The sequence below is a fragment of the Nonomuraea sp. NPDC059023 genome (genome assembly GCF_042740095.1).
Lineage (GTDB): Bacteria > Actinomycetota > Actinomycetes > Streptosporangiales > Streptosporangiaceae > Nonomuraea.
This window is the reverse complement of the sequence record NZ_JBHYIO010000029.1, coordinates 104,468-123,376: the sequence shown is the minus strand read 5'-3', so window position 1 is coordinate 123,376 and position 18,909 is coordinate 104,468. Positions and strand designations below refer to the sequence as shown.

The 18,909-nt window shown below is 67.9% G+C and carries 20 protein-coding genes and 1 pseudogene; 8 read left to right on the top strand and 13 right to left on the bottom strand.

Annotation, left to right across the window (positions count from 1 at the left end):
* The first annotated feature begins 133 nt into the window (after positions 1-133).
* Complete coding sequence (locus ACFWYW_RS39345; RefSeq protein WP_379616223.1) at positions 134-382, top strand: hypothetical protein; 249 nt, start codon at positions 134-136, stop codon at positions 380-382.
* 41 nt (positions 383-423) lie between these two features.
* On the opposite strand, the gene ACFWYW_RS39340 is transcribed toward ACFWYW_RS39345, so the two are convergent.
* From ACFWYW_RS39340 to ACFWYW_RS39330, 3 genes are all read right to left on the bottom strand, one after another.
* Complete coding sequence (locus ACFWYW_RS39340) at positions 424-1,167, bottom strand: carbonic anhydrase family protein (RefSeq protein ID WP_379616225.1); 744 nt, start codon at positions 1,165-1,167, stop codon at positions 424-426.
* An 857-nt stretch (positions 1,168-2,024) separates the two neighbouring features.
* Positions 2,025-2,411, bottom strand: a complete 387-nt coding sequence (locus tag ACFWYW_RS39335; protein WP_379641213.1) for a hypothetical protein — start codon at positions 2,409-2,411, stop codon at positions 2,025-2,027.
* A gap of 7 nt (positions 2,412-2,418) precedes the next feature.
* Positions 2,419-2,793: a hypothetical protein gene (locus tag ACFWYW_RS39330; protein ID WP_379616229.1), complete on the bottom strand. Its 375-nt coding sequence runs from the start codon at positions 2,791-2,793 to the stop codon at positions 2,419-2,421.
* A gap of 287 nt (positions 2,794-3,080) precedes the next feature.
* Here ACFWYW_RS39330 and ACFWYW_RS39325 point away from each other — a divergent pair, with 287 nt between their 5' ends.
* Together ACFWYW_RS39325 and ACFWYW_RS39320 are read left to right on the top strand one after the other, a co-directional pair.
* The gene (locus ACFWYW_RS39325) at positions 3,081-5,816 is read left to right on the top strand and encodes a BTAD domain-containing putative transcriptional regulator (RefSeq protein WP_379616231.1); all 2,736 of its coding nucleotides are present in this window, start codon (positions 3,081-3,083) and stop codon (positions 5,814-5,816) included.
* A 129-nt stretch (positions 5,817-5,945) separates the two neighbouring features.
* A complete protein-coding gene (locus tag ACFWYW_RS39320; RefSeq protein WP_379616233.1) occupies positions 5,946-7,241 on the top strand; it encodes an MFS transporter in 1,296 nt (431 codons plus the stop codon).
* Between the two features lie 134 nt (positions 7,242-7,375).
* Here the strand turns inward: ACFWYW_RS39320 and ACFWYW_RS39315 are convergent, their stop codons facing one another.
* Together ACFWYW_RS39315 and ACFWYW_RS39310 are read right to left on the bottom strand one after the other, a co-directional pair.
* Positions 7,376-7,564, bottom strand: a complete 189-nt coding sequence (locus ACFWYW_RS39315; protein WP_379616235.1) for a hypothetical protein — start codon at positions 7,562-7,564, stop codon at positions 7,376-7,378.
* Positions 7,561-7,728: a hypothetical protein gene (locus ACFWYW_RS39310; RefSeq protein WP_379616237.1), complete on the bottom strand. Its 168-nt coding sequence runs from the start codon at positions 7,726-7,728 to the stop codon at positions 7,561-7,563. The genes ACFWYW_RS39315 and ACFWYW_RS39310 overlap by 4 nt, the downstream gene beginning before the upstream one ends.
* Before the next feature lie 338 nt (positions 7,729-8,066).
* On the opposite strand from ACFWYW_RS39310, the gene ACFWYW_RS39305 reads away from it, so the two are divergent.
* Positions 8,067-8,651, top strand: a complete 585-nt coding sequence (locus tag ACFWYW_RS39305) for a hypothetical protein (RefSeq protein ID WP_379616239.1) — start codon at positions 8,067-8,069, stop codon at positions 8,649-8,651.
* 29 nt (positions 8,652-8,680) lie between these two features.
* Positions 8,681-9,367, top strand: coding sequence for a VOC family protein (locus tag ACFWYW_RS39300; protein WP_379616241.1), 687 nt, complete (start codon positions 8,681-8,683; stop codon positions 9,365-9,367).
* A 4-nt stretch (positions 9,368-9,371) separates the two neighbouring features.
* Here the strand turns inward: ACFWYW_RS39300 and ACFWYW_RS39295 are convergent, their stop codons facing one another.
* The 6 genes and pseudogenes from ACFWYW_RS39295 to ACFWYW_RS39270 all read right to left on the bottom strand — a co-directional run bounded on the left by ACFWYW_RS39295 (position 9,372) and on the right by ACFWYW_RS39270 (position 14,562).
* Positions 9,372-9,506 carry a hypothetical protein gene (locus ACFWYW_RS39295; protein WP_379641212.1) on the bottom strand — a complete coding sequence of 45 codons (135 nt, stop codon included), beginning with the start codon at positions 9,504-9,506 and terminating at the stop codon, positions 9,372-9,374.
* Between the two features lie 170 nt (positions 9,507-9,676).
* Positions 9,677-10,405, bottom strand: a pseudogene (locus ACFWYW_RS39290) (DUF1295 domain-containing protein).
* Between the two features lie 38 nt (positions 10,406-10,443).
* Positions 10,444-11,613, bottom strand: coding sequence for a class I SAM-dependent methyltransferase (locus tag ACFWYW_RS39285; RefSeq protein WP_379616245.1), 1,170 nt, complete (start codon positions 11,611-11,613; stop codon positions 10,444-10,446).
* Positions 11,610-12,746 carry a class I SAM-dependent methyltransferase gene (locus ACFWYW_RS39280; RefSeq protein WP_379616247.1) on the bottom strand — a complete coding sequence of 379 codons (1,137 nt, stop codon included), beginning with the start codon at positions 12,744-12,746 and terminating at the stop codon, positions 11,610-11,612. The genes ACFWYW_RS39285 and ACFWYW_RS39280 overlap by 4 nt, the downstream gene beginning before the upstream one ends.
* Positions 12,743-13,360 carry a DUF1365 family protein gene (locus ACFWYW_RS39275; RefSeq protein ID WP_379616249.1) on the bottom strand — a complete coding sequence of 206 codons (618 nt, stop codon included), beginning with the start codon at positions 13,358-13,360 and terminating at the stop codon, positions 12,743-12,745. The genes ACFWYW_RS39280 and ACFWYW_RS39275 overlap by 4 nt, the downstream gene beginning before the upstream one ends.
* On the bottom strand, positions 13,357-14,562 hold the full coding sequence (locus ACFWYW_RS39270; RefSeq protein ID WP_379616251.1) for an NAD(P)/FAD-dependent oxidoreductase: 1,206 nt from the start codon (positions 14,560-14,562) through the stop codon (positions 13,357-13,359). Before ACFWYW_RS39270 ends, ACFWYW_RS39275 begins: the two co-directional genes overlap by 4 nt.
* A 306-nt stretch (positions 14,563-14,868) precedes the next feature.
* On the opposite strand from ACFWYW_RS39270, the gene ACFWYW_RS39265 reads away from it, so the two are divergent.
* The 3 genes from ACFWYW_RS39265 (at position 14,869) to ACFWYW_RS39255 (ending at position 17,574) form a co-directional block, all read left to right on the top strand.
* A complete protein-coding gene (locus ACFWYW_RS39265; protein WP_379616253.1) occupies positions 14,869-15,888 on the top strand; it encodes a hypothetical protein in 1,020 nt (339 codons plus the stop codon).
* 4 nt (positions 15,889-15,892) lie between these two features.
* Entirely contained in the window at positions 15,893-16,303 is a 411-nt protein-coding gene (locus ACFWYW_RS39260; RefSeq protein WP_379616255.1) for a MarR family winged helix-turn-helix transcriptional regulator, read from the top strand.
* A 452-nt stretch (positions 16,304-16,755) separates the two neighbouring features.
* A complete protein-coding gene (locus ACFWYW_RS39255; RefSeq protein WP_379616257.1) occupies positions 16,756-17,574 on the top strand; it encodes a methyltransferase domain-containing protein in 819 nt (272 codons plus the stop codon).
* Positions 17,575-17,805: 231 nt separating this feature from the next.
* On the opposite strand, the gene ACFWYW_RS39250 is transcribed toward ACFWYW_RS39255, so the two are convergent.
* A complete protein-coding gene (locus ACFWYW_RS39250; protein WP_379616259.1) occupies positions 17,806-18,012 on the bottom strand; it encodes a hypothetical protein in 207 nt (68 codons plus the stop codon).
* 61 nt (positions 18,013-18,073) lie between these two features.
* Positions 18,074-18,892 carry a histidine kinase gene (locus ACFWYW_RS39245; protein WP_379641211.1) on the bottom strand — a complete coding sequence of 273 codons (819 nt, stop codon included), beginning with the start codon at positions 18,890-18,892 and terminating at the stop codon, positions 18,074-18,076.
* Positions 18,893-18,909 lie beyond the last annotated feature (17 nt).

Here is an 18,909-nt window from a genome sequence, read left to right as displayed (position 1 = left end):
TCGGATGGATCGTACCGACCTGCGTCTCCAGCACCAGGTCGTGGGCGGTTAGTCGGTCGGCCAGAGCCGCGAGTTCGGGGGCCTCGCGGCTCTGGCCGCTTCATGTCCTTCACGGCCAGGAGCGTGCGCCTGGATGCGCGTCACGGAGTTCTTCGCCGCCCCGTCCACGGACGAGGTGCCACGCCTGCTCAACCGGCTGCTCGTCGAGGCCGTCTGCCCGCCGCGCCTGACCCACCAGGGCGGCGCCCGGATCACGTGGTGCTACAGCTTCCGCGAAATCCGCGCCATCTCCGTCGGCGCGGCAAGTCCTTGCCAGTGTCGCGGGAGGAGTTGGCCCGGGCGACAGGCTGTTTCGGGTGGGGCGCACTTCTCGCAGGTGTGAGTGCGCTGATCGGCGGACGGTGCTGTCAGCGTACCTGTCCGTCAGGGGTTGCCGGGGTAGATCCTCGGTGCCACGTTCTGTCGGCTGCGGTTGTTTCCGGCTGCCCCGAAAGGTGCTTTCACCTGGGTGATGGTGCTGCTTGTGGCTTCGAGGTGGTCGTTAAAGACGACCCAGTGAACCGGTGTGTAGGGGGAGGAGGTGAGCGAGCCGGAGTAGCGGAAGCTCGCCTTGTTGGCGGGAAGCATTCCGGCGAGGTTGACCGAGCCGATGCTCCAGCTGTCGCCCAGCGTGGTCGGCACGCCGGTGAGGGGATGGTCGTGCGCGTCGGAAGCGGGGACGCTCACGCCGTCGATGAGGACGCCGAGTACCACGGTGGATCCGGAAGCGCTGGCATGGACGAAGTGGGCCTCTGCCGGGGCCTGAGCCTGGCCCTGGAACTTGTGCTCGGCGTCGAAGTGGTAGTGGACCTCGGTGAGCTTGTATTTCGTGGTGCCGTACATGATGTGCGGGTCGCTGAACTGGTCGGGGACGAAGGAGACGTCGTCGTGGTTGTCGACGACCCCGTTGAGGTTCTTGTCGCGGAACTGCATGGTCCCGTCGGCGAAACCGTAGTTGATGGTGATCGCCGGGGTGGCGGAGCCGCAGTTCTGGGAGCGGTCGATCTCCACGGGGCTCTGGACGTGGCCCGGGGCTCCGGTGCAGACATGCCGGGCCTGCGCGGGTGCTGCGATGAGTGCTGCTGTCGTTGCGACGGCGATGAGTAACGTGGTTAAGCGAGAAAGCATGTAACACCCTTCGTTCGCGGATCATCCCGGACTTGGTGGTGGTACGCGTGCTGTGGCGCTTCACCGGCGAGACGAATCCGCCGGTGGGGGAGTTCTTACGATAAATCGTGATTCGCGATCATTCGAGGCTTGCATTTTCCGGCGAAACCGTCCCCCACGGGGTTGCGGCCGACCGAACTCGCGATTGTGGCCAGGTCAGGCTGTAAGCACGACCACATGGCTTGCACCATCGTGCCGGGTGTGAATCCCTGGTCCGGTGCGAGGCCAGAGCAAGATTTCCCGAGTCAATGTATGGCAGAGCGCCTCTCTGATGACTGGGCTTGATCCGGTTTGACGGACATCCGAGATCAGGGGCTTGTCCCCGGAAGGAATCTCAATGATGGAGAGCATGGGGAAGAAGAAATCGCGCCCTCGCCGCTCGTTCACCCGTCAGTTCAAAGCCGAGATCGTCGAGCTGTGCCAGCGAGGTGACCGGCCTATCGGCCAGGTGGCCAAGGACTTCGACCTGACCTCCGTCACCGTCCATGTGATCCAGGTCCTGACATCAGCGAGCAGACGCAGGTGGATACGGCGAGCGCCGAGACATGGATCCGTCCCACCAGCGTCGAGCGCGTCGGGTGGGGTGCCGCTCTGGCGACCTCGCGTAATCAACTGTCGCCTATTGGCAAGGCGACCAGTGACCACAAGCCCGGGACCCGTGTTCCGGGACGAGGAAGGGCGTCAGCGTCCCGTTCCGGCGGCGGGCCGTCTTCGGATCGTTCGGTCTTGTAGCCGAGGTTCCCGCCTTCCAGGGTGCGGGAGACCACATGCCAAGGCGCTTGCCCTGACTCTCGTCAGGACAAGCGCCTCAGGAAAGGTCAGCAGGAGATGTTGCGGTCGTTGCTGTGGTGGATGATCACACTCTTGTTGGATTCGGAGCGGACCCGGTAGTTGTAGTTGCCGCTGCCCCGGCAGTAGAACGCCAGAGTGTCGCTGCCGTTACCCCACCAGTCCGCTGTGTCGACGTTCTCCCAGCCGTACCAGTGCTGGCGCTGCAGCTTGTAGGTGAAGTGCTCGTCCCGCGCGCAACCGGCGGTAGCCACAGCGCTCTTGACATAATTGCCCACCTTCGCTGGCGCGGCCCGCTCGATCCACCCGCAAGCCAGAGCCTGCGCCTGCGCCGCCGCCGGAGTGCTGGCGACCAGCGCGGGAGCAGCAGCGGCGACGGTCAGGACGATGATGGCCAGGCGCTTTGTCATGGTCATGTTCTCCTCAGGAAGTCGTGAGCTGACACGCGGGGGCGTTGCCCGTGACGATGCGGACCGTTGCGTTGTGCTGGAAGGAGGGTGGGATGAGGCCGCGGCCGACACACAGCGTCCATGTCCCGCCCACGGCGTTGCGGAGCTGCGCCTTGCAGCCGGGCAGTGGAGCGTTGTCGAAACTCGTCGCGGAGGAGTACCCGCGACCGACCGACGTCGTGCAGTGCGCGTAGGACATCCTGATCACGGCCGCACCGGACGCCGAGTAAAGAGCGAGCCGGCCACGGGGCGAGAAGCCCGCATCTGCCGTGGCCGACGCCGGCAGGGTGGCGACGCTCGCCGCGATGCCGGCCAAGGCCAGCACTCGCAGGGCGCGCAGAGGGGACATAGGTAGATCACTTCCTTCTTGATCGACACGAAAGGGCGTTCCGTCGAGGCAGCTCTACTCGCGTGGAGTGCCGGTTGATCTATCGGCGAAGATGTCATCCACCGCTAAGAAATCGCTATGAAAGAAGCCCTCCTGTCAGCGATCACGGTGTTAACCGGCCCTGACGCATCAGGGACGACCAGGACGGAGACGCACGTCGATGTCAGCCGTGGGCGTCGAAGAGGGTTGACGCCGTGGATATCCCGATGTCAGATACGCGCGATGGGATCCACGGGGAAAGGTGCCCGATGCCGCCAGAGGAGCTGTACTTTCGCGTCCTGGGCCCGGTCGTCGTCGAGCACGCAGGCGTCGTGGCACCCATCCGAGGCAGCCAGCAGCGCACCCTGCTCAGCCTGCTGATCCTGCGCACGGGTTTCGCGGTGTCCATCGAGGACCTGGTCGATGCGCTCTGGGGGTACGAACCTCCCCGCTCGTGCCGAGTGCAGATCCAGGGCCTGGTGTCCGGCCTGAGGCGCGCGCTGCCGCCGTCGGTCATCGAGACGTCCCCGCCGGGCTACCGGCTCAGGGCAGACTGCGAGTGCATCGACCTCAAACAGTTCGAAAGCGACGTGGCCGGTGCCCGCCTGCGCCGCTCCGAGGGCCACCCGCGGCAGGCGCTGGTACTGCTCAGGAGCGCGCTGGCCAGGTGGCGCGGTCACGCCTTCGCGGATGTCCCGAGCCAGCGTGTGCGGCAGGCCGCGACGGGGATCGAAGCGATGCGGCTCACCGCGCTGGCCGACAGGATCGATCTGGACCTCGCCCTGGGTGAGGGTGGCGACCTCGTCCCCGAGCTCAACCGGATCGTGGACGACCACCCGTTGGACGAGCGTTTCGCCCGGCACCTCATGCTGGCACTCAGCAAGGCGGACAGACGGCTCGACGCGCTCGCGGCCTTCCGTACGTTACGCGGGCAACTGGCCGAGGAGATGGGCATCGAGCCTTCCGCCGACCTCCAAACCCTCCATCGTGACCTGCTGTTAGGCCATACGGCAGCCGAGCGGTCCATCAGGATGATCCCGCAGCAGCTGCCCTGGGCCTTCTCCAAGCTCGTCGGCCGCGACTGGTTGATCAAGGAGCTGACCCGGTTCCTCAGGTCCGGTGCCGCCTGCCCCGCCGCTGCCATCACCGGGCCTGGCGGCATCGGCAAGACCGCGCTTGCCGTACGGCTGGCCAATCAGGTGCGAACGGCGTTTCCGGACGGGCAGCTCTACGCCAGGCTGGGGCCGGAGACAGCGGTGGAATCGGTGCTGGCCCGCTTCCTGCACGCTATCGGCATGCCGCCCAGCCCGGCCGCTCGAGGGCTGGAGGAGCTGCAGGATCAGTACCGCGATTCCCTCGCCGGCCGTAAGGTGCTGGTGCTGCTCGATGACGTGGCCGATGAGAGCCAGCTCCGCGTCCTGCTGCCCCAGCATCCAGGGTGCGGAGCGATCGTCACCAGCCGCCGGCGGCTGACCGGTGTTCAAGGACTGCGGCCCGTTCCGCTTCGGGTGCTCTCCGCCGATGACGGCATCCGGCTTTTGGGGGCCACCGCAGGTGCGGCGAGCACGGATCGGGCGGCGAGTGAGATCGTACGGCTCTGCGGCGGGCTCCCCCTGGCCATTCACATCGTGGGTGCCCGCCTGGCGTCCCGGTCCAATGCGGCACTGGAGGACATGGCCAGGCGGCTGAGCGAGGCCCGCGGCCGACTCGACTGGCTCGAACTGGGTGATGTGAGCGTGCGGGCCGGCATCGGGGAGAGCTATGCCGGGCTGTCTGCCGAACACCAGCGGCTCTTTCGCCGCCTGGCGCTGCAGGCGAGCCACCGTTTCCCGTGGTGGACGGCCTGCGCGCTCGTACCCTCCGATGGAGAAAGGCTTCTGGAGGACCTGGTGGAGGTGCACCTGGTGGAGCCGGCCGGACGTGACATCACCGGTCCCGTCTATCACATGCACGATCTCGTCCGGCTGGTCGCGCGCGAGCTGGCCACCGCAGAAGACCAGCAGGTGCTCCCCCGGGTGACGAACGGGTGGTTCGCTCTGGCCGTGGCGGCTGACTCCACCTTCGGCCACTGGGTAGGGCTGGATCCGGAACCGGAAGCGCGATGGCACCCGCCGGATGAGGTGCTCACCGCCGTGCGGCGGGACGCGACGATCTGGTTCGAGGAGGTCTGCGCTGATCTGTTCCACGTGCTGGACCAGGCCGGCGAGCTCGCCTGGCCGCTGGCTCAGCGCATGTCGACCTACCTTGAGCTGCGAGGACGCTACGGGCAGCTGGTGGACACGCTGTCGGCCGGGTTGAGAGCGGCCGAACGGTGCGCGGACCAGCAGGGCATCGCGACCATGCTGGGCCTGCTGATGGACGCCGAAGCGGGACGCGACGACTACGCCGCGAGCATCGACTACGCCGCCAGAACGTTCGCCGCCTATCAGAAGGTGAGATCACCGGAAACCGCCGTCCGAGACCCCGTGGACGAGCCCGGTGGAGACCCACTGACGGTGGGACTCGCGGCTGCTCGAGAGGCGGCCGTCCGCCGGATGGCCGGGGAGGAAGGCGACTATCTGTCCCTGTTCGAGACGGCGCGGCGTGGCTTTCACCGCAGCGGGGCGGTGCTGCTAGAGATATGGGCGCTGAAATACGTCGGCTTGATCTACTGCAGGCAGGGTCGTTTCAAGGACGCCGAGGGGTGCCTGCATCGTGCCGGTCTGCTCCTGAATCAGCTGGGCGATCTGGCCAGCGTCGCTCACGGTGGAGGCGACATGGCAGGGGCCGCCGCGGCGCGGGGCAGGTTGGAGGAGGCCGAGGGGATCGCCAGGCTGTTTTCTCGAACGCGCCAGGCTCGGCTCCGACCCGTGGGGGATGGCCAGGGCGCTGACCACGCTGGCCGCCGTGTCCCGGAGCCGAGGCGATCTGAAGGCCGCCCGCGACTTCTACGCCGAGGCTCTGGATCTGTGGCGCCTGCTGGACATACCGGTACGGGTGGTCCACGTTCTGCACGAGCTCGCTGAGCTGTGGGCTCTCTTCGACGATGAGGACGCCGCTGCGCCGTACCGGACAGAACGTGACCTGCTGATGGGCCAGGTGGGTCTGAGCGAGAGCGATCTTCGTCGCATCAGCGGCGGAGGGGTTCACCGGCCTTGAGAGCGCTTGACGACGAGGTCACCCGCTGGAGCTTCTACTCCTGGGCCAACCACGGCTGGGTCGGCCCGGTCGTCACCGTCCTCATCGGGCCCTGGCTTCTGGCGCTGGCTGTGGAAGCCGCCGGTTCGGGGCGCGCGACCCTGTTCTCTATCGGCGCGTGGCAGGTCTCGGCGGAAGCCTTTCCCGCGCTGACCATGGCGGCGGCCTCCGCCATCCAGGTCGTCAGCCTGCCACTGCTCGGGGCGGTCGCGGACACGCGCCGGCTGCGGCGGCGCCTGCTGGGCTGGACGTGCGCGCTCGGCTCCGTGATCACCCTCATGCTGGCGACGACGGGCGGGACGGCCTGGGCCTACGCGGGCACGCTGTTCGTGATCGGCAACCTCGTCTTCGGCGCCACCGACGTCGTCTGCAACGCCTTCCTGCCGGACCTGGCCCCGCCCGAGGCCAGGGACCAGACTTCCGGCAGAGGGTTCGCCCTCGGCTATCTGGGCTCCGGCCTGATCATGGCCGTCAATCTGGCAGTGCTTCAGTTCGACGCCGCGCTCGGCATCGACAGGGCCACCGCGGTGCGCCTGTGCTTCCTCGCCGCCGGGCTGTGGTGGGCCGGATTCGGCTGGTATGCCATTCGAGGGCTACGCGACCACGACCGAGGACGGACCGCGGTGCGGGGCGGGCTGCGCGACTCGCTGCGCACCCTGCGCCGCATGCCCCACGCGCGGCGCTATCTCATCTCCTACCTGCTGATTACCGACGCGATCTCCGGCGTGACCGGCCTGGCGTCGGTTTACCTGACCCACGAGCTGTTCGTCGGCGACGCGGGGCGGGCGGCGCCGTTCCTGTTCATGTTGATCCTCGCCATCCAGTTCGTCGCGATGGGCGGCTCGGTCCTGTGGACCGTCGTCGCCGTGCGCCTCGGCGCCAAGGCGACATTGCTCATCACGCTGCTGCTGTGGTGCGGCATAGTGATCTACGCGTTCTGGGCCCTGCGCGAGCTGTGGGAGGCCATTGTTCTCGGCGTGGTGATCGGCATCGTCGTCGGCGGGTCGCAGTCCCTCGCTCGGTCCCTCTACTCCCAGATGATCCCCTGGGGTCACGAGACGACGTTTTTCAGCCTGTACGCGGTGTGCGACAAGGGCACCGCCTGGATCGCACCCTTGACCTTCTCGGTGATCGTCAGCCTGACGGGCTCCTACCGGCAGGCGATCCTGTCTCTGATCGTCATATTCGTCGGCGGGATCGTGCTCCTGGTCTGTACGGACGTCCGCCACGCTCAGAGCGAAGCCCTACGGTGATCCCCCGATCGGGGTCAACGCGGCAAAACGGGCCCGGGCCGCAGCGCCTACACCTACGCCGCGCTCCGAGCGGCCCGGAGGGCCGGCCAGCGGTGACCCGCTCGAGAGGAGTACGAGCAGGACGAATCTGAGCCCTATTCGGAGTCGGTGGGTGGCTGTTCGACCGGGAAGAAGATCGGGCTGAGCAGATGTTGTGTGCGGTCCGGCGTTGGCTGGTTGGTCATCAGGGGCAGGATCACGCGACGGAACTCGCTGATCATCGTTTCCAGTTCGCCGCGGGTGAGCCAGACGGCGTGCTGCCGGTAGCCGATGAGGTCCGTCACCGGGTCGGCATCCTTGCGGTCGAGGTAGGCGTTGAATTCGTGACCAGGACGGCCATCGCGGTGGCGAAGGTGCGCCGGTGGTCGTCGGGTGTCATGGCCGTGAGTGCATCGGCGTCGAGGACGGCTCGGTCGTGGCGTAGCAGGTCGACGTGCCGATAGACCATGGCCTTGGAGGTGTCGGGGATCCGTTCGCATAGCTGGCCTGCAACGCGCGCCTCCGCTCGCCGGGCCGTGGACGCCGCCGTCATACGCCCGCCGCAAGAGATTCGACGAGCATGAGGTCATCCTGGGCTCCGGGCCCGTCGCTTCGCGCGCTCGACGGTCTCGGGCTGGCCGATCAGTGCCTGGCCACCGGATACGGCATGCGGGTCATCACCAACGTCGACGCGGACGGGGTCGCGAACCCGATCGAGCTCCCGCGCCGGATCGGCCGGGATCGCGCGCTCAGAACTGCACCGGATCCTGCGCACCGAGGCGCTCCGGCTCGGCGCGCGGATCCGCCATGGGGCTCAGCGTTTCCCACCTGGACCAGGGCGACGGTCAGGTGGTCGCGGAACTGACCGACGCGACGGCGCGTACCGTCGACCTGCTCGTGGGCGCCGACGGCATCCGTTCCGTCGTCCGTGACCTCATCGGCCGTCCTACCCCGATTCGCTATCACGGCCAGATGGTCTGGCGGGCCCTCGTGCCGCGTCCCGGCTGGGCCACCGGCATCCACACCTTCGCCGGTCCCGTCCACCAGGCGGGAGTGGTGCCGATCTCCGCGGGCCAGGCCTACGTCTTCCTCACCGAGAACGGGGTACGGCCCGACGTGCTTCCTGAGGCCGGCCTCGCCCCGCGGATGGGAGAACTGCTGGCGCCGCTCACCGGCCGGGTCGCCGAGATCCGCCCCCAGGTCGCACGGTCAACGGAAAGGACGACCAGCAGAACGCCGCCGCGGACATCCACCTCGCCCTTGAGCACGGTGACCCGAAGACCGCCCGGCTCTTTCCCGGCGGGCACATGGGAACCGGCCCCATCCTGCCATCGCCGACCGGCTCGGCCCACCATCTACGCAAAGGAACTGACAGGTCCGCCACCGGGCTGATCACATACCTGCGGCACGTCGACATCGCGATGCCGAACTTCGCCGAGCAACGCACGTTCTACCGGGAGACGTGGGGGCTGACGGAGACGGCCAATGACGCGGGGGTCTCCTTTCTCGCCGCCGAGGGCTCACCGGAGCTGTATGTCGTCCGGCTGCGCGAGGACGACCAGAAGCGCACGGACCTCATCGCGTTCGGCTCCGCGAGCCCTGCCGACGTGGACACCCTGACCGAGCGGCTGATCGGTCAAGGAGTGCGGCTCGTCCACGAACCCGCGTACCGGACACACCGGGCGGCGGCTATGGCGTGCGGTTCTTCGACAACGAGGGGCGGGTCGTCGCGGTCCGCGCGCACCGCAGGATCGAAGAGCGCGAGTCCATTTCCGGTACGGCTCTCGCACGTGCTGATGAACACGCCCACCCCGGAAAAGACCGTCCGCTGGTATGTCGAGAACCTCGGGTTCCGGCTGTCGGACACGATGCGCATCGGCGACCGCGAGATCATGTGGTTCCTGCGCTGCAATTCCTTCCACCACAGCTTCGGCTTCGTACGCGACCTCGAGGATCTTCGTATTCTCGCCTACACGGCGTTGGACCGTGTGCTCAATGAGGACTGTGGGATGTCGGCTGGCTGGGTTGAACAGGACGACGCCATGGCGTGGCGGACGGAACCGTATTCTGCTGGTCCCGCGTTAACTGGTGCGGCCCCAAGCGCTTAGGCACTCATCCGGACAGAAGCGTCAAGGTGCCAATCAGAGCAGCACCGCCGGCGGCGAAACCCCCGCTCAGCGTGCTGGTGAACTGCTCGGTGAGCCCGCGGCCGATGCCGCGGGTACCGCCCGTCACGACGATGACCATGTCAGCATCCCCTGGGATCGCGGCGACCGTGATATGGCCGGCGCCGGCATCGCGCCCGTACCCCATGAGGTGGGTTGCCGCGCGTGAAAACCCCGCTTGCGTCTTCCCACCTGCGTGTAGGGCAGGCTCCCGCGAGTTGGTCACCGACAGGGGAGCAGAGAGTTCCTCGATCATCCGCGCTTGGGCGGCAGGGGGATGAAGCCGCTGGTGCGGCGGACGTAGTCGGCGTACCCCGGCCGGGTGGCCGACAGCCGCCGCTCCAGCAGGGGCTTGCCGGTCTTGGCGAGCAGGAAGTACGTCATGACGAGCGGAGACAGGAGGGTCAGGACGCCGGGCTAGCGTTCGGCGGCGATGAGGAAGAGTCCCCACCAGATGACGGCGTCACCGAAGTAGTTGGGGTGGCGTGTGTAACGCCACAGACCGGTGTCCAGCACGCGTTGCTTGCTGGTGGGGTCGGCGCGGAAGCGGGCCAGTTGCCAGTCGCCCACGGTTTCGAAGACGAACCCGACCAGCCACAGCGCCACGCCCGCCCACCCCAGCCAGCCGACGGGCCCGGTCGTGGTCATGCCGACCTGGACGGGCAGTGAGACGAACAACATGATCAGGCCTTGCGTCACGTAGATCATCCGGAAGGCGTAGGCGTTGCGGCTGCCCGGGGCCTTGGCCAGGAGCGCCTCATAGCGGGGATCTTCGCCGCTGCCGGCGACCCGCCGGCCGAGGTGCAGGGCCAGCCGTAGCCCCCACAGGCAGGTCAGAACAAGCAGCAGGACCCGGCGATGCGGGTCACCGCCGCCCTGCACGAAGGCCGCCAGCGCGATGACGGCGAAGCCGAGGCCCCAGGCCACGTCGATCACGGCGTGCTTGCCCGCCTTGATCGCCACTTCAAAGGTGATGACCATGAGGAGAGCCACCAAGGCCGAACAGGACAGGAATACGCTCATCGGCCTCTCCTGAGCACGATCTGATGGACGTCCATGCGGCCCTGCTCGAAGGCGAGCATGCCGCCGGCCAGGTACAGTTGCCACACGCGGGTGCGTTCGGCGCCGATCAGCGCCCTTGCCTCCCGCAGGTTCGCCTGGAGGCGGTCTTGCCAGGCTTGGATGGTCCGCACGTAGTGGTGGCCGAGCGAGCGGGTGCTCTCCACCGCGAACCCGGCTGCCGCCAGCATCGTCGTGGTCTGCGTCAGTGGTCTCATGTGCATGTCGGGGGCGATGTAGCGTTCGATGAACGGCCCGCCGCCGGGCCGGTGCTCGCGCGACATCTGCTGGATGAGCGCCCTGCCGCCGGGACGCAGCAGCCGGTACAGCGCGGCCGAGTAGCCCGGATAGCCTGCCTGGCCGACGTGCTCGCCCATCTCGATGGAGCAGATCGCGTCGTAGGGGCCGTCGGCGAGGTCGCGGTAGTCCTGCGCCCTGATGTCCACCGGTAGTCCGGCGGCCCGGTCGAGGGCGAACTGCCGCTGGGCAGCCGAGAGCGTGACGCCGACGACCGCCACCCCGCGCTCGCGGGCCGCGTGCAGGGCCAGTGATCCCCAGCCGCAGCCGACGTCGAGGATTCGCATGCCGGGCCGCACCTGGAGGCGATCGCAGATCCGGTCGAGCTTGCGGCGTTGCGCCCGCTCCAGATCGTCGCCGGGTTCGAAGACGGCGCACGAGTAGGCCATCGAATCATCCAGGATGAGCTGGTAGAACGCGTTGGACAGGTCGTAGTGGTGGGCGATGGCGGCGCGGTCGCGCCCGCGAGTGTGCGACCGGCCGCGCAACCGTGCCTCCGCGGCCGGGGCAGCGGGCCGGGGGCCGAGCACGCCAGGCAACCGGATCAGCGCCAGCAGGTCGCGCGGGCGGGGGCGGAAGGCGGGAGCGGCGCGTACCTGGCGCAGGGTCTGGGTGAGGTCACCGTGAAAGCGGAGGTGGCCGCTGATGTAGGCCCTGGCCAGGCCGAGCTCGCCCGGACTCCACAGCAGATACCGGGCGGCGAGGGGGCTGCGCAGTTCGAGCGCCGGGCCGTCGCCGTGCGTGCTGCCGTCCCAGAACCGGATCGTCACCGGCGGCTTTCCGCCGAAGAGCGCGTCGATGGAGTGTTCCGCCCGGGCCGCGATCGTCGTCAAGGACGTCCCCTTTCCATGGTGAGCTGCCAGACGTCGAGGTAGCCGGAGCGGAATCCGGCTTCGGAATAGGCGAGATAGAACGTCCACATGCGGTGGAAGGTCTCATCGAAGCCGAGCTTGGTGATGAGGTCGCGCTGCCGCGTGTAGCGCTCGCGCCACAGTCTCAGGGTGTGGGCGTAGTGCTCGCGCAGCGACAGCCGCTCCACGATGTGCAACGGCCCGAGCAGGCTCTCGATCGCGGGGATGGAGGGCAGCATGCCGCCGGGGAAGATGTGCTTCTGCACCCAGGTGTGGGTGCCGAGGGTGGCCAGCATACGGTCGTGCGGCATCGTGATGGCCTGCAGCGCGATCCGGCCGCCCGGGGCCAGGCGCCGTTGGAGCACCGCGAAGTACTCCGGCCAATGCCGGGCGCCGACGGCTTCGATCATCTCGGCGCTGACGATCGCGTCGTACCTGCCGTCGATTTCGCGGTAGTCGCACAGCCGGAAGTCCAGCTTTCCCGGGAATCGGGTGGCGCTCGCTCGTTCGCGGGCCAGTTGCGCCTGCTCCTTCGACAGGGTGATCGAGACCACCTCGGCGCCTCGCCGGGCGGCGCGGATGGCCAGTTCGCCCCAACCGCTGCCGATCTCCAGCAGGCGTGTGCCCGGCCCGACCCTTGCCTGCGTCAGCAGCCGATCGATCTTGCGGTGCTGCGCGGGCGCCAGGTCGGCCCACGTCGCGGTGGCCGGGTCGGTGAACCAGGCCGCGGAGTAGGTCATGCTCTCATCGAGGAAGGATGCGAACAGCTCGTTGGACAGGTCGTAGTGCCGCGCGATGTTGCGGCGCGCCACCTCCGGGCTGCCGCGTACGGCCAGCGGCGCCCTCGGCAGGGCCAGCCGCCGCAGCCGCTGCAGAGACGGCGGCACGAGCGTGTCGACCTCGCCGGCCAGCGCGGTCAGTACGCCGACCAGGTCGGCGGCGTCCCAGTCCCCCGCCGTGTAGGACTCACCGAACCCGATCAGCCCATCAGCGCCCACCCGGCGGAAGAACGCGCGGGGCCGGTGTAGCCGCAATCCGGTCAAAGCAGGGCCCATGCGGCGGGCGACGTGCAGAAAAAGCTGCCGGGCCACTTGAGCGCGCAACCAGGCGGTCATCGGTTCACTCCTGGTGGCTGGATCGTGAGCCCACGCAGATACAGGCCGATCCCCTGGCGGCGGATGCGAACGCTGGTGAAGATCGGCGCCAGGATGTGCCGCGCCTTCATGGCCGCCACCCTGCGTCCGCGCACACTGGCTGCGAAAGGCGGCCTGCCCTGCCGGTGCAGGGTGACCGTCAAACAGAGCCGCTCATCGGGGATCGGCAGATCGATGCGGTAGAAGCCGTCCACCCCGTTGAAAGGCGAGACGCGAAAGTCCTTGGCGACCTCGCGTGCGCCGGGCCGCAGAAGGTAGCGGTGGCGCCCACCGTAGGTGTTGCGCACCTCGGCGACCGTGGCCGCGAGCCGTCCACCGAAAAAGCACCAATGCACCCGCAAGGGGTCGAAGGCCCAGCCCAGCAGCCGGTGGTGGGCCAGGGTCAGCACCCGGTCGGCGGCCAGCTCGTGGCTGGCCAGGAACGCGTCGAGGTCACCGCGGCCCGCGGGCGGCGCGACCGGCGACCTGCGCGGCCAATCATCGGCGTCGACCAGGCACAACGCGGTGCGGTAGCGGAAGGCGTTGCGCACCGGCTCGGCCCTGGCATGGGTGATCACACACTCGTAGAGGATCACCAGTCACCGCCCAGCGCCTGAGCGGCCAGCAGCCCGGAGCGGCAGCCGTCCTCGTGGAAGCCCCAGCCGTGATACGCGCCGGCGAAGGCGATCCGAGCGTCGTTGAGCGAGGGCAGCCGCCGCTGCGCGGCGACCGACTCGGGGGTGTAGGCGGGGTGTTCGTAGACCGTGCGCGCGATCTGGTGGTGTTCGGCGATGGGTTCACCCAGGCTGACCAGGTACGGCTGGCCCTGCAGCCGGTTCATGTCATAACTCACCCGCACGCCTGGCGTAGCGCCGGATCGGCAGTCCATGCGCAGGTTCCAGGAAGCCCGGGCGTTCACGGCCGTGGGAAGGACCGTGGTGTCGGTGTGCAGAACGGCTTCATTGCGCGAGTAGGTGAAGGCGCCGAGCACCTCGCGCTCGGCGGGTGTCGGCTCGGCCAGCAGGCGCAGCGCCTGGTCGGGATGGGTGGCCACGACCGCGGCCGCGAAGGTGTGCCTGCCGTCGGCGACCAATTCCACGCCCTCGCCCGAACGGCGCAGCCCACGCACCAGGCAGCTCGTCCGCACGGCCGACAGCTGCTTGGCAATGTGCTCGACATAAGTGCGCGAACCACCGGCAACGGTGCGCCAGCGCGGGGAGCCGCCCACCGACAGCATGCCGTGGTTACGGAGGAAGGCGAACAAGTAGCGGGCGGGATAGTGCCGGGCCATGGCCGGTGCACACGACCAGACCGCCGAGATGAGCGGCGTCAGGTAGTGCGCGTCGAAGTAGGGAGAAAAGCCTGCGGCGAACGCGGCGACCGTTCGCTCGTTTCTCGCCGCCAGCTCCCGGCGCGCCGCACGGTGGAAACGCGGCACTTCGCTGAGCATGCGCAAGTACGGCAGCCGGAGGCGGGGCTGGGCGAGCAACCCTGTCAACCCCCTGCCGCCCGCGTACTCCAGCCCGCACCCGGCGCACGAAACGGACAGGCTCATCTCCGATTCGCGAGTCTGCACGCCGAGCTCGCTGAGCAGCCGCGTCAGCAGCGGATAGGTCCGGCGGTTGTGCACGATGAAGCCGCTGTCCACGGCGCCGGTCGGAACGTCGTGGGTATGGGCGTGGCCGCCGAGCCGCTCGTCGGCTTCAAAAAGAGTCACGTCGTGCTCGCGTTGCAGCACGTAGGCCGCAGTGAGACCGGCGATGCCGCTGCCGATCACCGCGATCCTGCGTCGTTCCATGATCACTTCCTCAGAAGTCCGGGCGAGGGCGGACGTTGACCTGGGATGGCCGGCTGGGGGGGGACGAAGGCGGCCCCAACATCGGGCTCGTCCGGGAATGCGGGCGCGGGCGGACCCCGATCTCTGCTGACATCCGCGTTTCCTGCTCCGGGGCCGAGCAGCCCCACCCTGCGTGAGCGGACGCGCAGGTCCTGGTCGAACGGCACGACAAAGGCCTTCACATACGCCTATTCGGAGCCAACAGGCCGGCGGTTGCCTTCCAGGAGGAATTTGTTCAGCAGGCTGAGCATCCGCATAATACTCAGCATGCTGAACAATTGGGGTGTGGGCCGGATTCTCGCCGTGGGCGTGCTGGCCGGCGCGGTCACCACCGCCCTGGTCTGGCTGCTCGGCCAGCGCCTGCACGGCGTCACGCTCCTGCCCGACCAGGGTGTGTCCTGGTACTACTGGAAGCTGCCCGAGCCGACCCTGTGGACCCGGCTGTCGGCGTGGCTCCCCTACGCGGCCCACCAGCTCGCCCTGTGGGCCCTCATCTACTACGCGCAAACCAGGGTGCGCCGCTACACGCGCGGCCTGCATCCGGTGAACGTGGTGGCACTCGGCGTCAACGCCGCCTTCATCGCCCTGCACATGGCCCAGACGCAACTGTTCTACGACGGCCTGGCCCAGGACGTGTCCATCTTCAGTTCCCAGGGATCGGTGATCTTGCTGCTGGTGGTCGTCCTGCTCATGGAGAACCACCGACGCGGCATGTTCTTCGGCAAACCGGCCCCGATCGGCGCCCAGGTGGTGCGGTTCGCTCGCCGCTACCACGGCTACCTGTTCAGCTGGGCAGCCGTCTACACCTTCTGGTACCACCCCATGGAGGCCACCAGCGGCCACCTGATCGGCTTCTTCTACATGTTCCTGTTGCTCCTTCAGGGCAGCCTGTTCCTCACCCGCGCCCACACCAACCGGTGGTGGACCCTCACCCTGGAACTGGCCGTCGCCGTCCACGGCACACTCGTCGCCGTCATGACCAGCGGACCGGACGGGGCATGGCCGATGTTCCTGTTCGGTTTCCTCGGTGTTTTCGTCATCACCCAGATGCACGGCGTGGGTCTGACGCGCGGGCTGCGCTGGTCGCTGGGGCTGGCCTACGCCTTCAGCTCCCTCCTGGTGTACGGCTTGCGCCACGACCTGTCCGGCGTGCTGGCCGTGGGCCGGATCCCAGCGATCGAATACCTCGTAGTGGCCGTGCTCGCCGGGATGATCTGGCTCGGAGTGTCGATCGCGAAGAGGCTGCGATCCCCTGAGCCGGTTCACGATCGCGAGGTGGGACAATGAGCGGGTGGCCGACATCGACTCCTGGCCCACCGGCCGGCTGCTGTCGGTGGCCGCGCGCCTGGTGGAGGGGCGCTTCCATGACTTCCTCGCCGCCCACGGACTGACCCACGCCGGCCTGATCGCCCTGCATCACCTGGCCGAAGGGCCGCTCACCCAGCGTGAACTGGCGGGGCTGTGCCGCGTGACCGACCAGACGATGAGCCGGACGATCGAGCACCTGCGGCGCACCGGCTACGTCGCCAAGCAGGCAGACCAGCGCGACCGGCGGCGCGTCTCGGTAACCATCACCGAGGCAGGCACCGCGACCCTGGCACTCGCCCACGAGGCCGAACACACCTCGGATCAGCTGCTCGGCGCCGTAGACGACTACGAGCAGTTCAGACAGCAGTTGATCAAACTAATCGCCATCGCCTGAGCAGACAGCACCGGTCCGCATTCACCTCTGGTGACTTGCCACAACCTGGAGGCCGGCACGCTGGACGCCTACATCGCCGTGCGGCCGCTGGTGCTGCACTGGCTCATTGACCTGCACAACCGCGAAGACGAGCACGGCGCCACCAGCCCCCGCCATCTCTGGTACCGACCACCTGCTGCACACGTACTAGGGGCCACACACAGCCACTGTGCAGGATCGGACGATCCATCTGGGCAGAGGGCGAGTGCGCACGGTGGCGACGAGAAATAGGGCACCCAGGCTTTGGAAGCTTGAGGGCAGCGGCCGGGGAGGGCGGTGGAGGTTTCATTGCAAGTTGGGGAGGTTGGCGGACAAGGTGAAACTCGCCCGCCCCGGACTGCGATCAACGGTACGAGAGTGTGTCCCGGCTCAGCATCCGTCGCTGCGCCGACCGTGATCTCAGGAGGCGTGCCATGACCTTGGTCGACAATCCGTTCAGCCCGTCGGCGATGCGCGACAGACTGTCCTGCGTTCGCCGGCCCCCCGTGACGCTGGGGGCGCCGCTGCTGCTCGGGCTTCTCGCGACGAGCGCACCGCTCACGGCCTACGAAAGCGCCGTCGTCGCCGAAGAGGCCATGATGATGAGCGGTGGCTTCCTGGTACGGCTGCGCGGATGGCGTCGCTGGCTGGCACGGATGCTGTACGACTGGCGCTTTGGTGTCAGCACCACCGAGTTCGTCGACCTTGGCGATTTCGGGCTTGAGCATCCTGAACGCGTCTACTATTCCCCCGCCCACTGGGGCACCCTGCGCCGAGCCCTGCCCATCCGAGACATCGACGAGCGCGACGTTTTCCTCGACCTGGGCTCCGGTAAAGGCAGAATGGTTCTGGAGGCCGCCAGCCGATACGCCTTCAAGCGGGTGATCGGCGTCGAGCTCTCACCCGACCTCACCGACATCGCACGCACCAACCTGGACACGACCACCCTCACACTGCAGGCTCATGAGATCGAACTGGTGCACTCGGACGTCCTGGACTACGCCATCCCCGACGACGTCAGCGTGGTATTCCTCAACAACCCGTTCACAGGCGAGATCTTCGCCTCCGTCATGAAACAACTGATCGCCTCCGCCGACAGGCACCCACGCCCCATCACCCTGATCTACTTCAACCCCGTTGAGGAGCCCTACCTTCTGGCCACCGGCAGATTCCACCACGTCCGCACAACCATCCCTCGGTGGCGATCACCCGACGGCATATTCGGCACCACCCGCGTATACACATTGACCTAAAGACGCAAGCCCTTCCGAAGCCTGCACAAGCTCAATCGAGCTCGACGGACGGGACGTGCCAGGCAGGAAGGTGGACCTGGCCCGGATGACTACCGACCGCGTCCCCCACGCGGTGTGGCAAGGGCTGTTCGGCCAGGCTGATGCGCGAGCCAGGCTCAGAGCTTGCAGAAAATCATCTTGTTCGGAGTGGCGCCTGTGCTCGTGGCATAGGTGGTGAGGTCGGCGGCGGTGTCAAGGAGCGGACAGATCGCCCCCCACCACGCGCAGCACCGACTCCGCGGCGAACCAGAGATCGTGCACCGAATCGGCGGACCGTACGTCATCAGAGGCGACCCCTGGTCCCACCCACCACAACGCGATCCGCCCGCCCGGATGGGCCAGCGCGAAGGAGCGCCCGTCCGGGCTCACGTTGCGGTCGCCGGCACCACGAGTCTGCATGCGTGATGTCACCCACTACGGCCCGAAAGTCTGGCGAGCCGTCCGGCTTGAGGGTGGCGGGTCAAATGCCCCGACGCAGACCTATGGCCTGCAGAACGGCGTCGGCTCCAGCGCCCCCGCCCAGACAGCGGCCAACCTGCCCACGACCAGCACGCCGTTGACGGTCACCACCGCCATCACGGCCCAACCAGTCGAGCATGTCAAGGTCGCCGACGAGCTCGCCCGGCCACCACGTAAAGCAATCCGTTGAGAGCGGTGATGGCCGCGTCGGCTGCGAGGGAGCGTTTGAGCAAGCGTGTCCGGATGGTGTCGGCGTCGGCGTGCTTGAGCGCGTTGGTGGCCGCATCACAGACCACCAGGTACGCCACGTCTCGACCTGCGGCGGTAGTCGTGTGGCGGGCACGTTGAGCGTGACGGGCACGGGCATGCGGCCGGTCAGCTCGGCCAGCGCCGCCCGCAGGCCGTGCCTGCTCAGCACTTCGTGCGTGTTGCCCTTGACCAGCGCGCGTAGCTCGTCGATCGCAGCCGCCAGCCCGGCTGCCGCATCGGTGAGGACTAGTTGCGCCGCAGGGTCGCCCAGGTCCCGCTGCGCCATCCGCAGGTCGAAGGCGAGCGCGAGCAGCCGTCCCTGGACGCCGTCGTGCAGATCGCGTTCGAGACGCAGGATGTCCTGGGCCCTCACCCCGGGGCCTGCTCTTGTCCACACTCTGGCCAGCGAGGCGCGCGACATGGCTCTGACCGGATCTATGCGCAGCACCAAGGCACGCCGCTTCAGCGGGGCCACCACCAGGGTAGCGAGTACCACGGGCAGGACGGCCCCACCCGCCAGCTCCGCGCCAAGCACCGCACTGGCGGCCACGACGACCAGCCCGAACAACACACCGACGACCCCGCCCA